Annotated in this window: 18 protein-coding genes; 11 read left to right on the forward strand and 7 right to left on the reverse strand. The window is 72.2% G+C overall.

The window, feature by feature from the left end:
* Window positions 1–2: 2 nt before the first annotated feature.
* The gene (locus DN069_RS26310; protein ID WP_111504958.1) at window positions 3–875 is read right to left on the reverse strand and encodes a SigB/SigF/SigG family RNA polymerase sigma factor; all 873 of its coding nucleotides are present in this window, start codon (window positions 873–875) and stop codon (window positions 3–5) included.
* A 181-nt stretch (window positions 876–1,056) separates the two neighbouring features.
* Between DN069_RS26310 and DN069_RS41870 the strand changes: the two genes are divergently transcribed.
* Together DN069_RS41870 and DN069_RS26320 are read left to right on the forward strand one after the other, a co-directional pair.
* Window positions 1,057–1,461, forward strand: coding sequence for a hypothetical protein (locus tag DN069_RS41870; RefSeq protein ID WP_243639744.1), 405 nt, complete (start codon window positions 1,057–1,059; stop codon window positions 1,459–1,461).
* A gap of 172 nt (window positions 1,462–1,633) precedes the next feature.
* Window positions 1,634–3,046, forward strand: a complete 1,413-nt coding sequence (locus DN069_RS26320; RefSeq protein WP_111504960.1) for an aldehyde dehydrogenase family protein — start codon at window positions 1,634–1,636, stop codon at window positions 3,044–3,046.
* 18 nt (window positions 3,047–3,064) lie between these two features.
* Here the strand turns inward: DN069_RS26320 and DN069_RS26325 are convergent, their stop codons facing one another.
* Window positions 3,065–4,192 (reverse strand): NADH:flavin oxidoreductase, encoded by a 1,128-nt coding sequence (locus tag DN069_RS26325; protein WP_111504962.1) that lies wholly within the window; start codon window positions 4,190–4,192, stop codon window positions 3,065–3,067.
* A gap of 437 nt (window positions 4,193–4,629) precedes the next feature.
* Between DN069_RS26325 and DN069_RS26330 the strand changes: the two genes are divergently transcribed.
* A complete protein-coding gene (locus DN069_RS26330; RefSeq protein ID WP_111504964.1) occupies window positions 4,630–5,088 on the forward strand; it encodes a GreA/GreB family elongation factor in 459 nt (152 codons plus the stop codon).
* A gap of 70 nt (window positions 5,089–5,158) precedes the next feature.
* Window positions 5,159–5,980 (forward strand): SAM-dependent methyltransferase, encoded by an 822-nt coding sequence (locus DN069_RS26335; RefSeq protein WP_111504966.1) that lies wholly within the window; start codon window positions 5,159–5,161, stop codon window positions 5,978–5,980.
* Window positions 5,981–6,092: 112 nt separating this feature from the next.
* Here the strand turns inward: DN069_RS26335 and katG are convergent, their stop codons facing one another.
* Complete coding sequence (gene katG, locus DN069_RS26340) at window positions 6,093–8,318, reverse strand: catalase/peroxidase HPI (protein WP_111504968.1); 2,226 nt, start codon at window positions 8,316–8,318, stop codon at window positions 6,093–6,095.
* A 117-nt stretch (window positions 8,319–8,435) separates the two neighbouring features.
* Here katG and DN069_RS26345 point away from each other — a divergent pair, with 117 nt between their 5' ends.
* Window positions 8,436–8,852: a Fur family transcriptional regulator gene (locus DN069_RS26345; RefSeq protein WP_111504970.1), complete on the forward strand. Its 417-nt coding sequence runs from the start codon at window positions 8,436–8,438 to the stop codon at window positions 8,850–8,852.
* 124 nt (window positions 8,853–8,976) lie between these two features.
* On the opposite strand, the gene DN069_RS26350 is transcribed toward DN069_RS26345, so the two are convergent.
* Window positions 8,977–9,168 carry a hypothetical protein gene (locus DN069_RS26350; RefSeq protein WP_111504972.1) on the reverse strand — a complete coding sequence of 64 codons (192 nt, stop codon included), beginning with the start codon at window positions 9,166–9,168 and terminating at the stop codon, window positions 8,977–8,979.
* Between the two features lie 98 nt (window positions 9,169–9,266).
* Between DN069_RS26350 and DN069_RS26355 the strand changes: the two genes are divergently transcribed.
* Window positions 9,267–9,542 (forward strand): DUF2277 domain-containing protein, encoded by a 276-nt coding sequence (locus DN069_RS26355; protein ID WP_111504974.1) that lies wholly within the window; start codon window positions 9,267–9,269, stop codon window positions 9,540–9,542.
* Window positions 9,543–9,546: 4 nt separating this feature from the next.
* Here DN069_RS26355 and hemC read toward each other — a convergent pair whose 3' ends face one another.
* Together hemC and DN069_RS26365 are read right to left on the reverse strand one after the other, a co-directional pair.
* A complete protein-coding gene (gene hemC / locus DN069_RS26360) occupies window positions 9,547–10,476 on the reverse strand; it encodes a hydroxymethylbilane synthase (protein WP_111504976.1) in 930 nt (309 codons plus the stop codon).
* A gap of 119 nt (window positions 10,477–10,595) precedes the next feature.
* Window positions 10,596–10,967: a DUF952 domain-containing protein gene (locus DN069_RS26365; RefSeq protein WP_111504978.1), complete on the reverse strand. Its 372-nt coding sequence runs from the start codon at window positions 10,965–10,967 to the stop codon at window positions 10,596–10,598.
* A gap of 126 nt (window positions 10,968–11,093) precedes the next feature.
* On the opposite strand from DN069_RS26365, the gene DN069_RS26370 reads away from it, so the two are divergent.
* A complete protein-coding gene (locus DN069_RS26370; RefSeq protein WP_111504980.1) occupies window positions 11,094–11,663 on the forward strand; it encodes a GNAT family N-acetyltransferase in 570 nt (189 codons plus the stop codon).
* A gap of 57 nt (window positions 11,664–11,720) precedes the next feature.
* Here the strand turns inward: DN069_RS26370 and DN069_RS26375 are convergent, their stop codons facing one another.
* A complete protein-coding gene (locus DN069_RS26375; protein WP_111504982.1) occupies window positions 11,721–12,944 on the reverse strand; it encodes an FAD-dependent monooxygenase in 1,224 nt (407 codons plus the stop codon).
* Between the two features lie 176 nt (window positions 12,945–13,120).
* Between DN069_RS26375 and DN069_RS26380 the strand changes: the two genes are divergently transcribed.
* The 4 genes from DN069_RS26380 to DN069_RS26395 all read left to right on the forward strand — a co-directional run bounded on the left by DN069_RS26380 (window position 13,121) and on the right by DN069_RS26395 (window position 17,550).
* Window positions 13,121–13,411, forward strand: a complete 291-nt coding sequence (locus tag DN069_RS26380; protein WP_111504984.1) for a hypothetical protein — start codon at window positions 13,121–13,123, stop codon at window positions 13,409–13,411.
* A gap of 153 nt (window positions 13,412–13,564) precedes the next feature.
* Window positions 13,565–13,765 (forward strand): hypothetical protein, encoded by a 201-nt coding sequence (locus tag DN069_RS26385; RefSeq protein WP_111504986.1) that lies wholly within the window; start codon window positions 13,565–13,567, stop codon window positions 13,763–13,765.
* A gap of 162 nt (window positions 13,766–13,927) precedes the next feature.
* On the forward strand, window positions 13,928–14,746 hold the full coding sequence (locus DN069_RS26390; RefSeq protein ID WP_111504988.1) for an isocitrate lyase/PEP mutase family protein: 819 nt from the start codon (window positions 13,928–13,930) through the stop codon (window positions 14,744–14,746).
* 251 nt (window positions 14,747–14,997) lie between these two features.
* Window positions 14,998–17,550 (forward strand): ATP-dependent Clp protease ATP-binding subunit, encoded by a 2,553-nt coding sequence (locus DN069_RS26395; protein ID WP_111504990.1) that lies wholly within the window; start codon window positions 14,998–15,000, stop codon window positions 17,548–17,550.
* Window positions 17,551–17,581: the final 31 nt, after the last annotated feature.

Genomic DNA, 17,581 nt, shown 5'->3' on the forward strand with positions numbered 1-17,581 from the left:
TCTCACTCGTCGGCGAGCAGCGCGGCGCGCAGATCAGCCAGGACGCGGGAGAGGATCCGGGAGACGTGCATCTGCGAGATGCCCAGCCGCGCGCCGATCTCGGCCTGGGTCAGCTCGCCGGTGAAGCGCAGCGCCAGGATGGTCCGCTCGCGTTCCGGCAGGGCCGCGATCAGCGGGCGGAGCGTCTCCACGTCCTCGACCTCGTCGAGGGCCGGATCGAGGTATCCGAGGCGGCGGCCCTGCGGGCCTTCGGCCTCGGTCTCGTCGGGGGGTTCCAGGGTGCCGGCGGTGTAGGCGTTGCCCGCCACCCGGCCCTCGGCGATCTCCTCCGGGCTCACGTGCAGGTGCTCGGCCAGCTCCACGTCGGTCGGCTCGTGCTCCAGCTCCTGTTCGAGCTCCTCCGTGGCCTTGGCCAGGCGCAGCCGCAGCTCCTGCAGGCGCCGGGGGACCCGCACCGACCAGCTCGTGTCCCGGAAGTGCCGCTTGAGCTCGCCGGCGATGGTGGGCAGCGCGAAGGTGGAGAACTCCACCTCGCGCGCCGGGTCGAACCGGTTGATCGCCTTGATCAGCCCGACGATGCCGACCTGGAGCAGATCCTCCGCCGGCTCGGTGCGGTGCCGGAACCGGCCTGCGGCGTAGCGCACCAGCGCGAGATTCAGCTCGACGAGCGTGTTACGCACGTACGAGTACTCCGTGGTGCCCTCCTCCAGCTCGCTCAGTCGGAGGAAGAGCGCGCGGGAGAGCGCGCGGGCGTCCTCGGTCTCGACGGCGTGCGGTGAGGGGAGCCGAGCCGGAACGGTCGGGACCGGCGGATCCGACGGTTCGGTCGGTCCGGTCGGGTCGCGATCGGTCGCGGGCAGTCGCGAACGGGGCATGGAGCTTGTTCCTCCGGTGGTAGGCGCCCGCGGCGGCACAGGCCGCGCGGGGCCGTCCCTCGTCGGGGCGTCCACATCACCCCCTACCCGTTCCTGCGCCCGGGAAGCCCGTGCGCCGCGCGTTTGCCAGGCGGTGGACGGGTCAGACGCCGATGGGAACCAGACGAGGAAGGAGCCCGGAATGCTGTTGCTCGGCTTGTTGCTGCTCGCCGCCACCGGGGCGTTCACCGGCCTGCTCATCGCGGACAACCTGTCCGGCGGGCCCGACTACCACGTGACGGTCCTCGGTAACACCATCGCCACCATGAACAGCCTGGAGATCTTCCTTTCCGGCCTGGCCCTGGCGCTGATCTTCTGCCTCGGCCTGGCCATGATGGGGGCGGGCGGGATGCTGTCCCGGCGTCGCCGGACCCGGATGCGCGAGGCGCGGCGCCACGCTGCCCGCCGCGACACGGCCGGCGCGGCTGCGGCCGACGACGACACGATGGCGGAACCGGTGACCTCCGAGGGTGAGACGCCCGCCCCGACCGCCGCGGCGGCCACCGCGGTCGGCGCGCGGACCCACCGCCACCTCTACGGTCACTGAGCCGCGAGCACCGTCCCCGGCGGCGAGTGCCCCGCGCTCGCCGCCGCACGCATGCGCAGGACGACCAGAATCGGTGTGCCGACCGGTTGCAGACGCACCCGTCCTGGCCGAGAGTCAAGGCAGTCAACACCGTCACACCAGTCGACGACGACAGTGAAGTGAGGGGACCGTCATGGCGATCGCGACCGTCGACCCGGCCACCGGACGAACGCTGGCCACCTTCCCGCCGCTCGACGCCCAGGGCGTCGAGGAGCGGTTGCGGCGCGCGGCCGAGGCGTTCGAGCAGTACCGGACCTCCCCGTTCGACCACCGGGCGCAGCTGCTGCGCCGCGCCGCCGACCGGCTCACCGCCGATCGGGAGAAGGTGGCCGCCACGATGGTCACTGAGATGGGCAAGCCGCTGGTCCAGGCGCGCGCCGAGGTCGACAAGTGCGCCAAGTCGATGCACTGGTTCGCCGACCATGCGGCCGGACTGCTCGCCGACCAGATCCCGGACGCCGCGGACGTGGCCGACAGCGGCGCGGCGGGGGTGCGGGTCCGGTTCCGGCCGCTGGGGCCGGTGTTGGCGGTCATGCCGTGGAACTTCCCGCTGTGGCAGGTGATCCGAGCCGCTGCGCCCGCGCTGATGGCGGGCGACGTGCTGCTGCTCAAGCACGCGTCGAACGTGCCGCGTACCGCGCTCTACCTGCAGGAGCTGTTCGCGCACGCGGGCTATGAAGCCGGCTGCTTCCAGACCCTGTTGATCGCCTCGGGGCAGGTCGCGGAGGTGATCCGGGACGACCGGGTCGCCGCGGTCACGCTGACGGGCAGCGAGGGGGCCGGTCAGTCCGTCGCGACGGTGGCGGGGGAGCAGCTCAAGAAGTGCGTGCTGGAACTCGGCGGCAGCGACCCGTTCCTGGTGCTGCCCTCGGCGGACGTCGCCAAGGCGGCCCAAGTGGCCGTCCGGGCACGGGTGCAGAACAACGGTCAGTCCTGCATCGCCGCCAAGCGGTTCATCGTGCACGAGGCGGTCTTCGCCGAGTTCGAGCGGGCGTTCGTGGAGGGGATGCGCGCGCTGCGCGTCGGGAACCCGATGGACGAGCACACCGACGTCGGCCCGTTGGCCACCGAGCAGGGGCGCGACGAGCTGGAGGAGCAGGTCGAGGACGCGCGGGGCAAGGGCGCCCGCGTGCTGTGCGGCGGGCGGCGGCCGGAGGGGCTGGCCGAGGGGCTCGGTGAGGGCTGGTTCTACGAGCCCACCGTGCTCACGGACATCGACCCGGCCATGCGGGTGCACCACGAGGAGTGCTTCGGACCGGTCGCCACGCTCTACCGGGCGGCGGACCTCGCCGAGGCGGTCGCGATCGCCAACGACACGCCGTACGGCCTGAGTTCGAACGCGTGGACGCGCGACCCGGGCGAGCAGGGTGTGCTCGCCCGGGATCTGCAGGCCGGCGGGGTGTACTTCAACGGTATGACCGCCTCGCACCCCGCCTTCCCGTTCGGCGGCATCAAGCGCTCCGGCTACGGCCGGGAGCTGGACGGGCTGGGCATCCGGGAGTTCACCAACCCGACCACGCTCTGGTACGGGCCCGAGGACTCCTGACCCACCCGACAGCTGGGCTCAGCTCAGGGACTTCAGCGAGGCGGCGTCGTAGGGCTTGAGCTCGTCGAAGCGGCCGGCGAGGACCTTGGCGGCCCACTCCGGGTCCTGCAGCAGCGCGCGGCCGACGGCGACCATGTCGAACTCGTCGCGCTCCATGCGGTCGAGGAGGTTGTCCAGGCCCTTGACCGGCGAGCCCTCGCCCATGAACGCGCCGATGAAGTCGCCGTCCAGGCCGACCGAGCCGACGGTGATGGTGGGCTTGCCGGTCAGCTTCTTGGTCCAGCCGGCCAGGTTGAGGTCCGCGCCCTCGAACTCCGGCAGCCAGTAGCGGCGGGTGGAGGCGTGGAACACGTCGACGCCCGCCGAGGCGAGCGGGGCCAGGATGGCCTCCAGCTGCTCGGGGGTCTCGGCCAGGCGCGCGTCGTAGGCCTCCTGCTTCCACTGCGAGAAGCGGAAGATCACCGGGAAGTCTGCGGAGACACGCGCGCGGACCGCGGCGACGATCTCCGCGGCGAAGCGGGCGCAGGAGACCGGGTCGCCGCCGTAGGCGTCGGTGCGGCGGTTGGTGCCCTCCCACAGGAACTGGTCGACCAGGTAGCCGTGGGCGCCGTGCAGCTCGACGCCGTCGAAGCCGATGCGCTCGGCGGCGGCCGCGGCGTCGGCGAAGGCGCCGATCACGTCGTCCAGGTCCTGCTGGGTCATGGCCTTGCCGGTGCCCTCGGTGCCGTCGATGCGCAGGCCGGACGGGCCGACCGCGGGGGCTTCGGCGAACGGCGGCTGGCCCTGCTGGCGGACCATGCCGATGTGCCAGAGCTGCGGAACGATGGTGCCGCCCGCCGCGTGCACGTCCTCGGCGACCCCGGCCCACCCGGCCAGCTGCTCCTCGCCGTGGAAGCGCGGCACCCGGCTGCTCTGACCGGCCGAGTCGTGACCGACGTAGGTGCCCTCGGTGACGATCAGGCCGACGCCGGCGCCGGCGCGGCGCGCGTAGTACGACCGGACGTCCTCGCCCGGCACGCCACCGGGGGAGAACATGCGCGTCATCGGGGCCATCGCGATGCGGTTGGGGACGGTCAGACCGTTCAGCGCGATGGGGCGGGAGAGGATCTCGGCGGCGCGGGAGGTGGCGGACGCGGCGGTGGTCATGGTGTTCCTCAAGGGGCTGGACATTTGATGTGCACAAGTATCTCGCCCCGGTGACAACCGCCGGAACCCGGGGTCGCATTTCCCGGGTCGCCCCTCACCTGCTGTGATCCGCGTCACGCGCGCGACCTGCCGCACCGCGACCTGCCGCACCGCGACCTCCCGCACAGGGCCCTGCCGCATGCGTCGGCCCGGCCGCCCGCGGCGGCCGGGCCGAACGCCCGAAGAGACCGGATTCAGCAGCAGGGACGCTTGCCGTGGTTCGCGCCGTGCTTCCTGCGCTGCTTCTTCCTGCGGCGGCGTTTGGACGACATGGCCACTCCTCTCCGTGCCTGGCCCCCGTTCCACGCTGGCACAGACGGGCGGGCACGGCACCCGCGCGCCCGGTTGCGGGGGTTCCCCGGCGGGGTTTCAGTGGTGGGAACGTCGAGGAGGAGACCATGGCCGGAGAGGCGGAGCCGATCAGCTCCAAGGCGCGCGAGGCGATCGAACGGGATCTGGTCCAGCTGCGCGGCGAGCGCGCGGCCGTCGCCGCCACCCTGCACGACGTCGACTCCACGGGGGACCGCGCGGACCAGGCGGACGAGCTCCAGCGCGCGGAGGAGCTGTCCCGGCTCGACGACCGGATCGAGACGCTCACGCTGCGCCTCAAGCAGGCGTCCGTCGCGGGACCTCCCGGAGTCGAGGTCGTGGGCGTGGGCAGCAGCGTCTCCGTGCGGTTCGCCGACGGAACCGTGGAGGCGGTGGAGATCGGCGAGGTCGCCGAGAACCTCGACAGGACGCTGGTCACCGCCGACAGCCCGCTCGGCCGCGCGCTGCTCGGACGCCGGGCCGGCGACGTGGTCGAGTACGACACCCCGCAGGGCCCCGCCAGCGCGACCGTCGTCTCCCTCGGCTGAGTCCATGCGGGCGTCCTCTAGACTGCGCAGCACAGTTGATCGACTGTCACGACGAGGGGTGGGGCGACGCATGTCCGAGGTGGTCAGAGATTCCGCCGGCAACGGTGACGCGAGCGGTGGCATCGGCTTCGACCCGGAGGTGCCCAGCACCGCGCGCATCTACGACTACCTCATCGGCGGCAAGGACAACTTCGCCGCCGACCGCGCCGCCGCCGAGCACCTGCTGACGATGGAGCCCAGCGCCCGGGCGATCGCGCAGGCCAACCGCCGCTTCATGGTGCGCGCGGTGGAGCTGCTCGCCCAGACCGGGATCCGCCAGTACGTCGACATCGGCGCGGGCATCCCGACCAGCCCCAACGTGCACGAGGTCGTGCGCCGGCACCAGCCGGACGCCCGCATCGTCTACGTCGACTACGACCCGGTCGTGCTCGCCCACACCCGTGCGCTGCGCGCCGAGACCGGCGTCTACGCGCTCGACGCCGACATGCGCAACCCGCACGAGATCCTGGACCGCCTGGAGGAAGCGGGGACGATCGACTTCTCGCAGCCGGTCGGCCTGCTGCTCATCTCGGTGATGCACTTCGTGCGCCGCGACCAGGACCCCGCCGGGATGATCCGCGCCTACACCGAGCGGCTTGCGCCCGGCAGCCACCTGGTGATGTCGGTCGCCAGCGGCGGGCAGCTGGCGCAGGACGAGATCGACAGGGTCGAGGCCGTCTACGCCAACGCCTCCTCGCCGCTGGTGCTCTACACGCCGGCCGCCGTCGCCGACTGGCTCAAGCCGTTCGAGCTGGTCGAGCCGGGCCTGGTCTCCTACTCCAAGTGGCGCGCCGACGAGGCCGAGCCGGGCAGCATCGGCGCCCCGCTCGCGGTCGTCGCCAAGGTGCGCTGACCCGAAGCACGCCAGAAGCACGCCAGAAGCACGCCCGAAGCACGCCCGAAGCACGGGAAACAGGAACGGGCCGGCCCCGAAGGGCCGGCCCGCACTCACGTCTCCGTGCGGATCAACGCACCTCGTAGCGGTCCAGGTCCATGACCTTGGCCCAGGCGGCGACGAAGTCCGTGACGAACTTGGCCTTGGCATCGTCGCTCGCGTAGACCTCGGCGAGGGCCCGCAGCTCGGAGTTGGAGCCGAAGACCAGGTCGGCGCGGCTGCCGGTCCACTTGACGGCGCCGGAGGCGTCGCGGCTCTCGAAGGTGCCGGCGTCGGCGGCCACGGGGGCCCAGGTGGTGTCCAGGTCCAGCAGGTTGACGAAGAAGTCGTTCGTCAGCGTGCCCGGGCGGTCCGTCAGGACGCCCAGCGAGGAGCCGCCCTGGTTGGCGCCCAGCACGCGCAGGCCGCCGACCAGAACGGTGAGCTCCGGCGCGGACAGGTTCAGCAGGTTCGCGCGGTCCAGCAGCAGGTACTCGGCGGGGAGGCGGCTGCCCTTGCCCACGTAGTTGCGGAAGCCGTCCGCGGCCGGCTCCAGCGCGGCGAAGGACTCGACGTCGGTCTGCTCCTGCGTCGCGTCGCCGCGGCCCGGGGTGAACGGCACCTGCACCTCGACGCCGGCGGCCTTCGCGGCCAGCTCGACGCCGACGTTGCCGGCGAGCACGATCACGTCGGCGAGGGAGACCTGCTTGCCGCCCGACAGCTCGGCGTTGGCGGACGCCTGCACGCCCTCCAGGGCGCGCAGCACCTGGGCGAGCTGGTCCGGGTCGTTGACCTCCCAGCCGGCCTGCGGCTGCAGGCGGACGCGGGCGCCGTTGGCGCCGCCGCGCTTGTCGCTGCCGCGGAAGGAGGACGCCGAGGCCCACGCGGTCGAGACGAGCTCGGCGACGGAGAGGCCGGCGTCGGCGATCAGCTGCTTGAGCTTGGTGATGTCGGCCGGGTCCAGGTGGGAGCGGGTGTCGGCCGAGACCGGGTCCTGCCAGAGCAGCTCCTCGCCCGGGACCTCGGTGCCGAGGTAGCGGGCGATCGGACCCATGTCACGGTGGGTCAGCTTGAACCAGGCGCGGGCGAAGGCGTCCGCGAACGCGGCCGGGTCGGCCAGGAAGCGGCGGGAGATCTGCTCGTAGGCCGGGTCGAAGCGCAGCGACAGGTCGGTGGTCAGCATGACCGGCTGGTGCGACTTCGAGGCGTCGTGCGCGTCCGGGACGGTGCCCGCGCCCGCGTTGTCCTTCGGACGCCACTGGTTGGCGCCGGCCGGGCTCTGGAACAGCTCCCACTCGTAGCCGAAGAGGATCTCGAAGAAGCTGTTGTCCCAGGCAGTCGGGGTGTTGGTCCAGGTGCCCTCGAGGCCGGAGGTGATGGCGTCCCCGCCCTTGCCGGTGCCGAAGGTGGACTTCCAGCCGAGGCCCTGCTCCTCCAGCGGCGCGCCCTCGGGGTCGGCGCCGACGTTGTCGGCCGGGCCGGCGCCGTGGGTCTTGCCGAAGGTGTGGCCACCGGCGATGAGGGCGACGGTCTCCTCGTCGTTCATGGCCATGCGGCGGAAGGTCTCGCGGATGTCGCGGGCGGCCGCGATCGGGTCCGGGTTGCCGTTGGGGCCCTCGGGGTTGACGTAGATCAGACCCATCTGGACGGCGCCCAGGGGCTCCTCGAGCTCACGGTCGCCGGTGTAGCGCTCGTCGCCGAGCCAGGTGGTCTCCGGGCCCCAGTAGACGTCCTCGTCCGGCTCCCACACGTCGGCGCGGCCGCCGGCGAAGCCGAAGGTGTCGAAGCCCATGTTCTCCAGGGCGACGTTGCCGGCCAGGATCATCAGGTCGGCCCAGGACAGCGCCTGGCCGTACTTCTTCTTGACCGGCCACAGCAGGCGGCGGGCCTTGTCCAGGTTGCCGTTGTCCGGCCAGGAGTTGAGCGGCGCGAAGCGCTGCTGGCCGGCGCCCGCGCCGCCGCGGCCGTCGCTGATGCGGTAGGTGCCCGCGGAGTGCCAGGCCATGCGGATCATGAACGGCCCGTAGTTGCCGAAGTCGGCCGGCCACCAGTCCTGCGAGGAGGTCAGCACCTCGCCGATGTCCTGCTTGACGGCTGCCAGGTCCAGCGCCGAGAACGCGGCCGCGTAGTCGAAGTCCTCGCCCAGTGGGTTCGCCACCGCGGGGTTCTTGGCCAGGATCTTCAGGTTCAGCTGCTTGGGCCACCACTGACGGTTTCCGCCGCCCTGCGTCGGGTGGGCCGCACGTCCGTGCACGACGGGGCAACCGCCCGCGCTCCCCGCATTCGCGTCGACGTTGGCGTCAAGGTTCTCAGACATGGCCATCCTTGCGGGCTAGGGGAGAGAGTCCGTCTGCGACCCTACCTTAGACATTGTCTAAGTCAACAGGTGTACTAATCTCGAACTTGGTCCGACCTGGCTGATACCCTCGATCCCATGAGTGACCTGCTGGCACGACTCAGAGACCGCCACTGGCGGCTCACCGCGCAGCGGCGCGTCGTCGCGCAGGTGCTGGACGGCGACCACGTCCACTTCACCGCCGACGAGATCCACGCGCGGGCCGTGGCCCTGCTTCCGGAGATCAGCCGGGCGACGGTCTACAACACGCTGGGCGAGCTGGTGGCGCTCGGCGAGGTGCTCGAGGTGAGCACCGACGGCCGGGCCAAGCGGTACGACCCCAACGCCCACCACGCCCACCAACACCTCGTCTGCGAGTCCTGCGGCACGATCCGCGACGTCCACCCCTCGGGCGACCCGCTCGGCTCCCTTCCGGCGACCGAGCGGTACGGCTTCAGCGTCTCGGGGGTCGAGGTCACCTACCGCGGTCTCTGCCCCAACTGCGCTCAGAAGTAATCCCGTCCGGGGTGAGACCGTCTGGTCGACGACCTGCTGCGGTGCTACGCCGCGCCCGGACGCACGGAAGCCTGACCCGTCGGCGCGAGGCGCGCGGGGACGGGTCAGGCTTCCTCAGGTCAGATCAGGGCAGCAGGCGCTCGACGGCGGCGGCGCCTTGCTCCTCCAAGGCCTTGCGAGCCTTCTCGATCAGTGCCGGAGTGGGCTCGCGACCGCTGGCGCGGACCAGGTCCTCCGGGTCCACCGGGTGCTCGGATCCGGTGTGCAGCAACCGGTCCGGCGTGGGCCGCTCGTCGGCGCCCTCGGGCTGGGTCATCTGGTACCTCCTGCCCTGCATGAAAGAAACGCTCTTCCCTGCACTGTAGACCTCCGGCAACCCACCCGCACCGTGCCGCCCCGGCCTAGGCTGGACGCATGTGCCGATCGATCAAGACGCTCCGAGCCCCGGTCACGCCCGACCCCCAGGAGGCCGACATCCACGCGGCCGCGCTGCAGTACGTGCGCAAGGTCTCCGGCTTCCGCGCGCCCGCGGCGCACAACCGCGAGGCGTTCGACAGTGCCGTGGAGGCCATCGCCGAAGCGACGCGTGAGCTGCTGGAATCGCTCGTGGTGCGCGGCGCGCACGCGCATCCGCACCCCCACGACCAGCAGCACGAGCATGAGCACGTCGCGGAGGCGGCCTCCGTCTGAGACGTCAGTGCGGGATCTCGTCGATCAGCTCGCGCGCGCCCTGGCGCAGCAGTTCGAGCGCCGTGGCCATGCCGAGCTCGTCGGGGGAGAGTGCCCCGGCCCACTCGTGCGTGGCCAGGACGCGTTTGCCGTCCGGGCTGAAGACGCGGGCCCGCAGCGAGAGCCGGCCGTCCTTCTCGGCGCGCGCGTAGCCGGCGATGGGGGAGTTGCAGTGGCCCTGCAGGGCGTGCAGCATCATCCGCTCGGCCGCGGCCTCGCGCCACGTCGGGGCGTGGTTGAGCGCGGCCACCGCGTCGACCGTGGCCGTGTCGTCCGCGCGGCACTGCAGCGCGAGGATCCCGGCGCCGATCGGCGGGCACATCTCGTCGACCTCGAGCACCTGCGTGATCCGCTGTGCCTGCCCGATCCGCTCCAGGCCGGAGACGGCCAGCAGCAGCGCGTCGTACTCGCCCGCGTCCAGCTTGGCAAGGCGCGAGTTGGCGTTGCCCCGGATCGGCACGCACTCCAGCTCCGGGTACTCGGCGCGGAGTTGGGCCACGCGGCGAACGGCGCTGGTGCCCACGCGGGCACCCGCGGGCAACTGGTCGAGCCGCAGCCCGGACGGGCTCACGACCGCGTCCCGGATGTCGTCACGCGGCAGGTAGGCCGCGACGGCGGTGCCCTCCGGCAGCGGGCGGTCGCCCGGCATGTCCTTCAGGCAGTGCACGGCCAGATCCGCGCCGCCCGCCAGCAGCGCGGCGTCCACCTCCTTGGTGAACGCCCCCTTGCCGCCCAGCGCGGACAGCGCGCCCAGCCAGCGGTCCCCGGACGTGGTGACCGGCACGACCTCCGTCACCAGCCCCGGATGCCGCTCGGCCAGCAGCGCGCGCACGCGCTCGACCTGGGCGAGCGCCATGGGGGAGGAGCGGGTCACGATCCGGATCACCTGAGGCATGGCACGAGACGATACTCCGTCAGCTTGGAGCCCCCGTTCACCCCCGCCCGTTCCCGAACACCCGCTCCGCCGCGGCATACCACCGTCCCGGCGGGGAGGGGGCGTCGCCGGATGAGGTGTTATCCGCGGTCCGTCCACTCCGTCAGTCCCGTCGGGTGTCCCTCCGCATCCCACTCGACCCGCAGGATGCCGGTGACGGCGTCACGGTTGACCGGGCCGAAGACGTGCGGGAAGAGCGTCCCGGCGGACACCCCGGGCGGCGGGGTCGGGACGGGGGCCTCGAAGACGCACGGGGCGGTGAGGCGGGACTCGTCGATCAGCAGGGCCAGCAGGGGGCGCGGGGCGTCGCGGTAGAACGCGTCGACGACGGCCAGGGTGGTGGGCACGTCAGGGGAGCAGTGGACGAAGCGCTCCTCCTGGAGCGACGCGGGCGCGTAGGGGGCGTCCGGCTCGGCGTCCCAGTCGGCGCGCGGTACCACGTGGTAGATCATGTGCGCATTCAACACCAGATCGCCCACCGGCTGCCGCGCGCTGCTCTTGAAAAGGCATGGCTGCCAGGCAGCCATGGTGCGAACATCGGTCCGCAACGTGATCCATATCTGCGTCCGGAGGTCCGTATGGACGTCGCCTCGCTGCTGCCGTTGACCACGGCCCGGTTGTCGCTGCGTCTGTTCATTCCCGGCGACGCCGACGACCTGTACGCCTACCAGAGCCTGCCGAGCGTGGCGCGCTACTTGTACCGGCCGGCGCACACGCGTGAGCGCAGCGAGCAGGTTGCAGCCGAGCGCGCGGCGCAGACGGCCTGGCGCGCCGACGGGGACAAGCTGGCGCTCGCCGTCTGCCGACGCGATCAGCCCGGCGTCCTTGGCGAGGTGAGCCTCGCCCTGGCCGATGCCCGCGCCGCCCTGGCCGAGATCGGCTGGACCCTCGACCCAGGTCACCAGGGGCACGGCTACGCGACCGAGGCGGCCGCGGCGCTGGCCGGGTTTGCCTTCGACACGCTGGGCGTGCACCGGCTCTATGCACGGCTGGATGTGGAGAACACCGGGTCCGTGCGGGTCTGTGAGCGCCTCGGGATGCGCCGGGAGGCGCACCTGGTCGAGAACGACCTCGACGGGGATCGGTGGGGCAGCGAGTACATCTACGCGGCGCTGTCCGCGGATCTTGGCAGTCGATCAGGCGACTGAGCCCGGCGCCGCCCGACCACCAACCCTCGACGGCTTGCCCGTCACCGACCCACGCTCCTAGCCCCGGCCCAGTGGACGGCCGCCGACGCCCGTACCGCTGTTCGCCTGCCACCAGGCGTCGAAGGACCGCTGGTCCAGCGACGCCCAGTCGGGCGTCCGCTGGACGTGGGCGCGGCCCAGGCTGCGGCCGAGTTCGAGGATCGCGCGGCCGACCGGGGCCCGTTCGGCGTCGTAGGCGGCCAGGCCCTCCGGGACGGAATCCGCCGTGGCGAGGGCGCGGCCGAGAACGGTCGCGTCCTGCAGCGCCTTGAGCGCGCCGCTGCCGGTGTGCGGGCGCGCGATCGCGGCCGCGTCGCCGAGCAGCACCAGCCGTCCGCGTGCGAAGGACGGTGCGGCGAGGTCGTGGATCGGCTGCAGCAGTCGGTTCTCCTTGGGCGTGCCGTGTACCACGTCCTGCCAGTAGCCGGGGAAGTGCTGGGCCACCACCGTGTGTTGATAGTCCGTCAATTCCGCTGACAGTTCCGCCGAGACGGTCGCGTCCGGGTCGGTGAGCCGCTCGGCGAGACGGGCCGGCGGGGTGGTGTAGAAGACCCAGTTGACCTGCAGGCCGCCGTCGCCCCCGGGCGTGCCGGGGATCCGGTAGGCGATCAGGTGGCCGCCGGGAAAGGCCACCGTCGTCGCCGCGTTCTCGGGGAACGCCTCGGCGGGGACCGGGAGTTGCTCGGCGGGCAGGGTGCCGCGCCAGGCCAGGTAGCCGCCCCAGCGGGGGCGCGCCGAGCCCGGCGGCAGCAGGGCGGTACGCACCGACGAACGGTGGCCGTCCGCGCCGACGACGAGGTCGAACCGCTCCTGGGTGCCGTCCGCGAGAGTCACCGTCGCGCGGTCGGGGCCGTCCGAGACGGCGGTCACGGCCGTGCCGCCGCGGTAGTCGACGGCGTCCGGGAGGCGGCGGCGCAGCTCCTGCCAGAGCGAGCCCCAGCTGTAGGACCGGTACGGGAACGGCATCGAGGCGATCTGACGGCCCGCGCGCCGCGCGCCGTCGCGGACCACCCACGGGCGCCGGGCCAGGGTCACGCAGGGCATGTCGGCGTCGAGGTAGCCGGCCGCCTCCAGTTCGGCGTAGCGCTCGTTCTGGATGCCCAGGCCCACGCCCCGGTCCTGGAGGCGTCCCGAGGCGCGTTCCAGGACGACCACCTCGCCCGCCCCGGCCCGGTGCAGCGCCCGCGCCGCCGCGCAGCCCGCGATGCTCCCGCCGACGACCGCCACCCGCTGACCGCGCACGTCTCCCCCTCGAGTCCACGACCCTGCCCGCCCTTGCCAGCCGAGTATGGCGGGTGGCGCCGTTCCGCGGCGATCACCCGTCCGTTGGGGCGAAACGGGGCAAACCTCACTAGAATTGGGCAGATATCCAGGGCGGGCACGATGCGCGCGCCAGGCGCGCGGAGAGGAGGGGCCCGATGGCCGCTCGTCAGTCCAAGAAGCTCCGCCGGAGCGCGGAGGACCTGCTGCGCAGGACGGGGATGTCCGGGGCGATCACCGACGCCGGCACACCGGGCGCCATGCCCAGGCCCATGTCCGGGATGGGCGGACCGGGCGCCGCCGGTCCGATGAACGCCGCCTTCGCCCACCACGCCGCCGACGACCGCCGCGCGCAGCGGACAGGCTCCCGCATGGCCGCCGCGCACGACCTCGTGCCCGGCCACCGGCATCGCGGCGCGGAACAGCACTCCGCCCTGAGCGGGAGGTGACACCCCCGGCGGCGCCGGTGCCACGCCCGTTGGTCACGTTGCGTGACCGTTCGAGATGCGATCGTGAACCGGCGCTGTCAGGGTGAAGCCGTGCGCCGGGAGTTTCCGCCCGGACCACCGGGCACGGCGCCTCACCCCTTCGGGAGAGATCAGATGACGAAGGTCAAGAACCAGCCGCGTAAGCAGAAGCAGTCCGCGGCTCGCACCCCGAGCCGCGTCGAGATGCACGACAAGGCGATGCTCGCGGACATGAAGGCCGGTCAGCAGATGCCGGGCAAGGACCCGATGGCCGACTCCGGCGACATGCCGATGCGCCACCCGCGCAAGAAGGAGAAGCGCTTCGGCCACAACTGACCTGCGGCGGCTCCGGGTTGACCCGGGGGCCGCGTGACCTGCCTGCCGGCCCGACCGCGTGCACCGCGGCCGGGCCGGTGCGGTGCGGAGCGCGTTCGCGGGTCGTTCGCGGGTTTCCGACCAAGACCCGCCGTTGTCAGTGCCGTGTGGTGGGATGGAACCATGATCAAGGCTGATGTCGAACTCGTCGAGAAGGCCCGTCTCTTCCACTCCCTCCACCAGCCCGGCCGCCCGCTGGTGCTGCCCAACGCGTGGGACGTGGCCTCCGCGCGCGTCGTCGAGGCGGCCGGCGCGGCCGCGGTCGCCACGACCAGCGCCGGCGTCGCGTGGGCGCTGGGCTACGCCGACGGCGGTCGGCTCACCCGCGAGGCCGGGGTCGCGGCCATCGCCCGCATCGTCGAGGCCGTTTCGGTGCCGGTGACCGCCGACATCGAGCGCGGTTACGCCGAGGATCTCCCGGGCCTCGCCGAGACGATCCGCGCCGTGATCGCCGCAGGCGCGGTCGGCGTCAACCTCGAGGACTCCCTCCTGCCGATCGAGGAGAGCGCCGCGCGGATCGCCGCCGCGCGGGAGGCGGCGGACGCGCTCGGCATGCCGCTCTTCATCAACGCCCGCATCGACACCCATCGCCTCCCGGCGGACCAGCGCGACCGCCACCACGAGGAGAGCGTCGCCCGCGCGGCGGCGTACGCGGCGGCGGGCGCGAGCGGCGTCTTCGTCTTCGGCGCGCTCAGCGGGGACGCGGTGGCAGCACTGGCCAAGGAGATCACGCTCCCGCTCAACGTCACGGTCGCCGCGGACACCCTCCCGGTCGCCACCCTGGCCGAGGCCGGCGCGGCGCGGATCAGCGCGGGCGCGTCCATCGCGGAGGCGGCGTACGGCGTCGCGGACCGCGCGGCGCGGGAGATCCTCTCCCAGGGCACGGCGTCTGCGACGCAGGGCGGCCTGGACTGGCCGACGCTGAACGGTCTCTTTTCGTGACGAGCTGAGGTTGCACCACCGCTAGGGGGCCGAGGCTCTGCCGATTTGCGGCTCCGCCGTGTGAGCGCGAGAAACCCCCCTGTGCGGATGGCCCTGCGCGTTGAGGACCATCTGCTGATCAGTGGCTTGTCGCGCAGTTCCTCGCGCCCCTGGGGGTAGTGCAGCTGGCGCATCTGCACATGTGCTCCACCGACTTCGGGGGTTGAATGGGACTCGTCCTGCCGACTCGGGGGTGAGGAGGCTGTACTCCCATGTCGATGTCCACCTTCGGCTCCTACGGTGGTCAAGACCCGTTCTCCGATCTGCTCAACCGCTTCTTCGGGATGTCCCCCTCCTCCTCACCCCCGGCGGTCCAGCGCGTGCCGATCGGCAAGCTGCTGACCGAGTCCGCGCGGGAGCTGATCGGTCGGGCGCAGCAGAAGGCCGCCGAGGACGGCAGCGAGGACCTCGACACCGAGCACCTGCTGTGGGCCGCGTGCCTGGTCGATCCCGCCCGGACGCTGCTCGCGCAGGCGGGAGTGGATCCGGACGGGCTCGCGCAGGCGATCGACAAGGTGCTGCCGGGGGTGGCGGGCACGCCGTCCGCGGAGCCGAGCCTGACGCCCGCCGCCAAGCGCGTGCTGATCGCCGCGCACGCGCGCTCACAGGCCGGCGGCGGCTCGTACATCGGGCCCGAGCACATCCTGGCCGCGCTGCTCGACGACCCGGACTCCGGCGCGGGACGCCTGCTCGAGACGGGCGCTGTGGACGTCGACCGGCTGCGCGGGGACTCCGACCGAGCCGCCGCCGGCGAGCACACGCCGTCGAAGCAGGCGAGCAACACCCCCACGCTCGACGAGTACGGGCGCGACCTCACCACGGAGGCGAAGGCGGGCAAGCTCGACCCGGTGGTCGGGCGTGGTGAGGAGATCGAGCAGACCATCGAGATCCTCTCCCGCCGCTCGAAGAACAACCCGGTGCTGATCGGCGAGCCGGGCGTCGGCAAGACCGCGATCGTCGAGGGCCTGGCGCAGCGCATCGTCGCCGACGAGGTGCCGGAGACGCTGCGCGGCAAGCGCGTCGTCGCCCTCGACCTGGCCGGCATGGTCGCCGGGGCGAAGTACCGGGGCGAGTTCGAGGAGCGGCTGAAGAACGTCATCAAGGAGGTGCAGGAGTCGACCGATTCGCTGATCCTCTTCATCGACGAGCTGCACACCGTGGTCGGCGCGGGCGCCGGCGGCGAGGGCGCGATGGACGCGGGCAACATGCTGAAGCCCGCGCTCTCGCGCGGCGAGCTGCACGTGATCGGCGCGACCACCATCGACGAGTACCGCAAGTACATCGAGAAGGACGCTGCGTTGGAGCGTCGCTTCCAGCCGGTGCTGATCCCGGAGCCGAGCGTCGAGGAGACGGTGCAGATCCTGGAGGGCCTGCGCGACGCGTACGAGGCCCACCACCAGGTGCGCTTCACCGACGAGGCGCTGCGCGCCGCCGCCGAACTGTCCGACCGCTACATCTCCGACCGGTTCCTGCCCGACAAGGCCATCGACCTGATGGACCAGGCGGGCGCGCGGGTGCGGCTCAAGTCGCTGAGCCGGTCGAGCGAGGCCAACGACCGCGAGGACCGGCTGGCCAAGCTGAAGCGGGAGAAGGACCAAGCCGTCGCCGCCGAGGACTTCGAGGCGGCGAAACGGATGAAGGAGCAGATCGCCGAGGCCGAGGGCGAGTTGGCGGGCATCGCCGAGCGCCGCGAGGGTGTGATGGCGGTGACGGTCGACGACATCGCCGACGTCGTCTCGCGGCGCACCGGCATTCCCGTCGCGCAGCTCACCCAGGACGAGAAGGCCAAGCTGCTCAAGCTGGAGCAGGAACTGCACGCCCGCGTGGTCGGCCAGGACGAGGCCGTGGTCGCGATCTCCGAGGCGGTGCGCCGCAACCGGGCCGGCATGGGCGACCCGAACCGTCCCGTCGGCTCCTTCCTCTTCCTCGGCCCGACGGGCGTCGGCAAGACCGAGCTGGCCAAGGCGCTCGCGGAGCTGCTCTTCGGTGACGAGGACCGGCTGATCCGCTTCGACATGAGCGAGTTCCAGGAGAAGCACACGGTCTCCCGCCTGGTCGGCGCCCCTCCCGGCTACGTCGGCTACGAGGAGGCCGGGCAGCTGACCGAGAAGGTCCGTCGCAAGCCGTACAGCGTGCTGCTCTTCGACGAGGTGGAAAAGGCGCACCCGGACGTCTTCAACACGCTGCTGCAGGTGCTCGACGACGGCCGGCTGACGGACGCGCAGGGCCGTACCGTCGACTTCCGCCACTGCGTCGTCATCCTGACCAGCAACATCGGTGCGCAGCGGATCCTCGCCCACCACGGTGACGCCGACAGCATCCGCGAGCAGCTGATGGGGGATCTGCAGGGCCACTTCCCGCCCGAGTTCCTCAACCGGATCGACGCCACGATCATCTTCCACGCGCTCACCATGGACGAGTTGAACAAGATCGTGGACCTGCTGCTCAAGGGCAGCGAGCGCCGGGTGAAGTCCCAGGGCATGGAGCTGGACGTCACCCAGGCCGCCCGCGACCTGCTGGTCGCGCACGGCCACCAGCCGGAGTTCGGCGCGCGGCCGCTGCGGCGGACGATCCAGACCGAGCTGGACAACCGCATCGCCTCGCTGCTGCTCGGCGGCGAGGTCTCCCCGGGCGACACGATCGTCGCGGACGTCCAGGGCGACGCCCTGGTCTGCACGGTCAGGAAGTCCGTCACCGCCGCGGCCCAGGAGCCGGCTGCGGACCCGCAGACCGCCGGGAAACCCGAGGAGTCCGAGCAGAGTTGACCCTGCCGGACCGGGTGACCGAGCCCCGCGA

Source organism: Streptacidiphilus pinicola (assembly GCF_003258295.1).
GTDB classification, from domain to species: Bacteria; Actinomycetota; Actinomycetes; order Streptomycetales; family Streptomycetaceae; genus Streptacidiphilus; species Streptacidiphilus pinicola.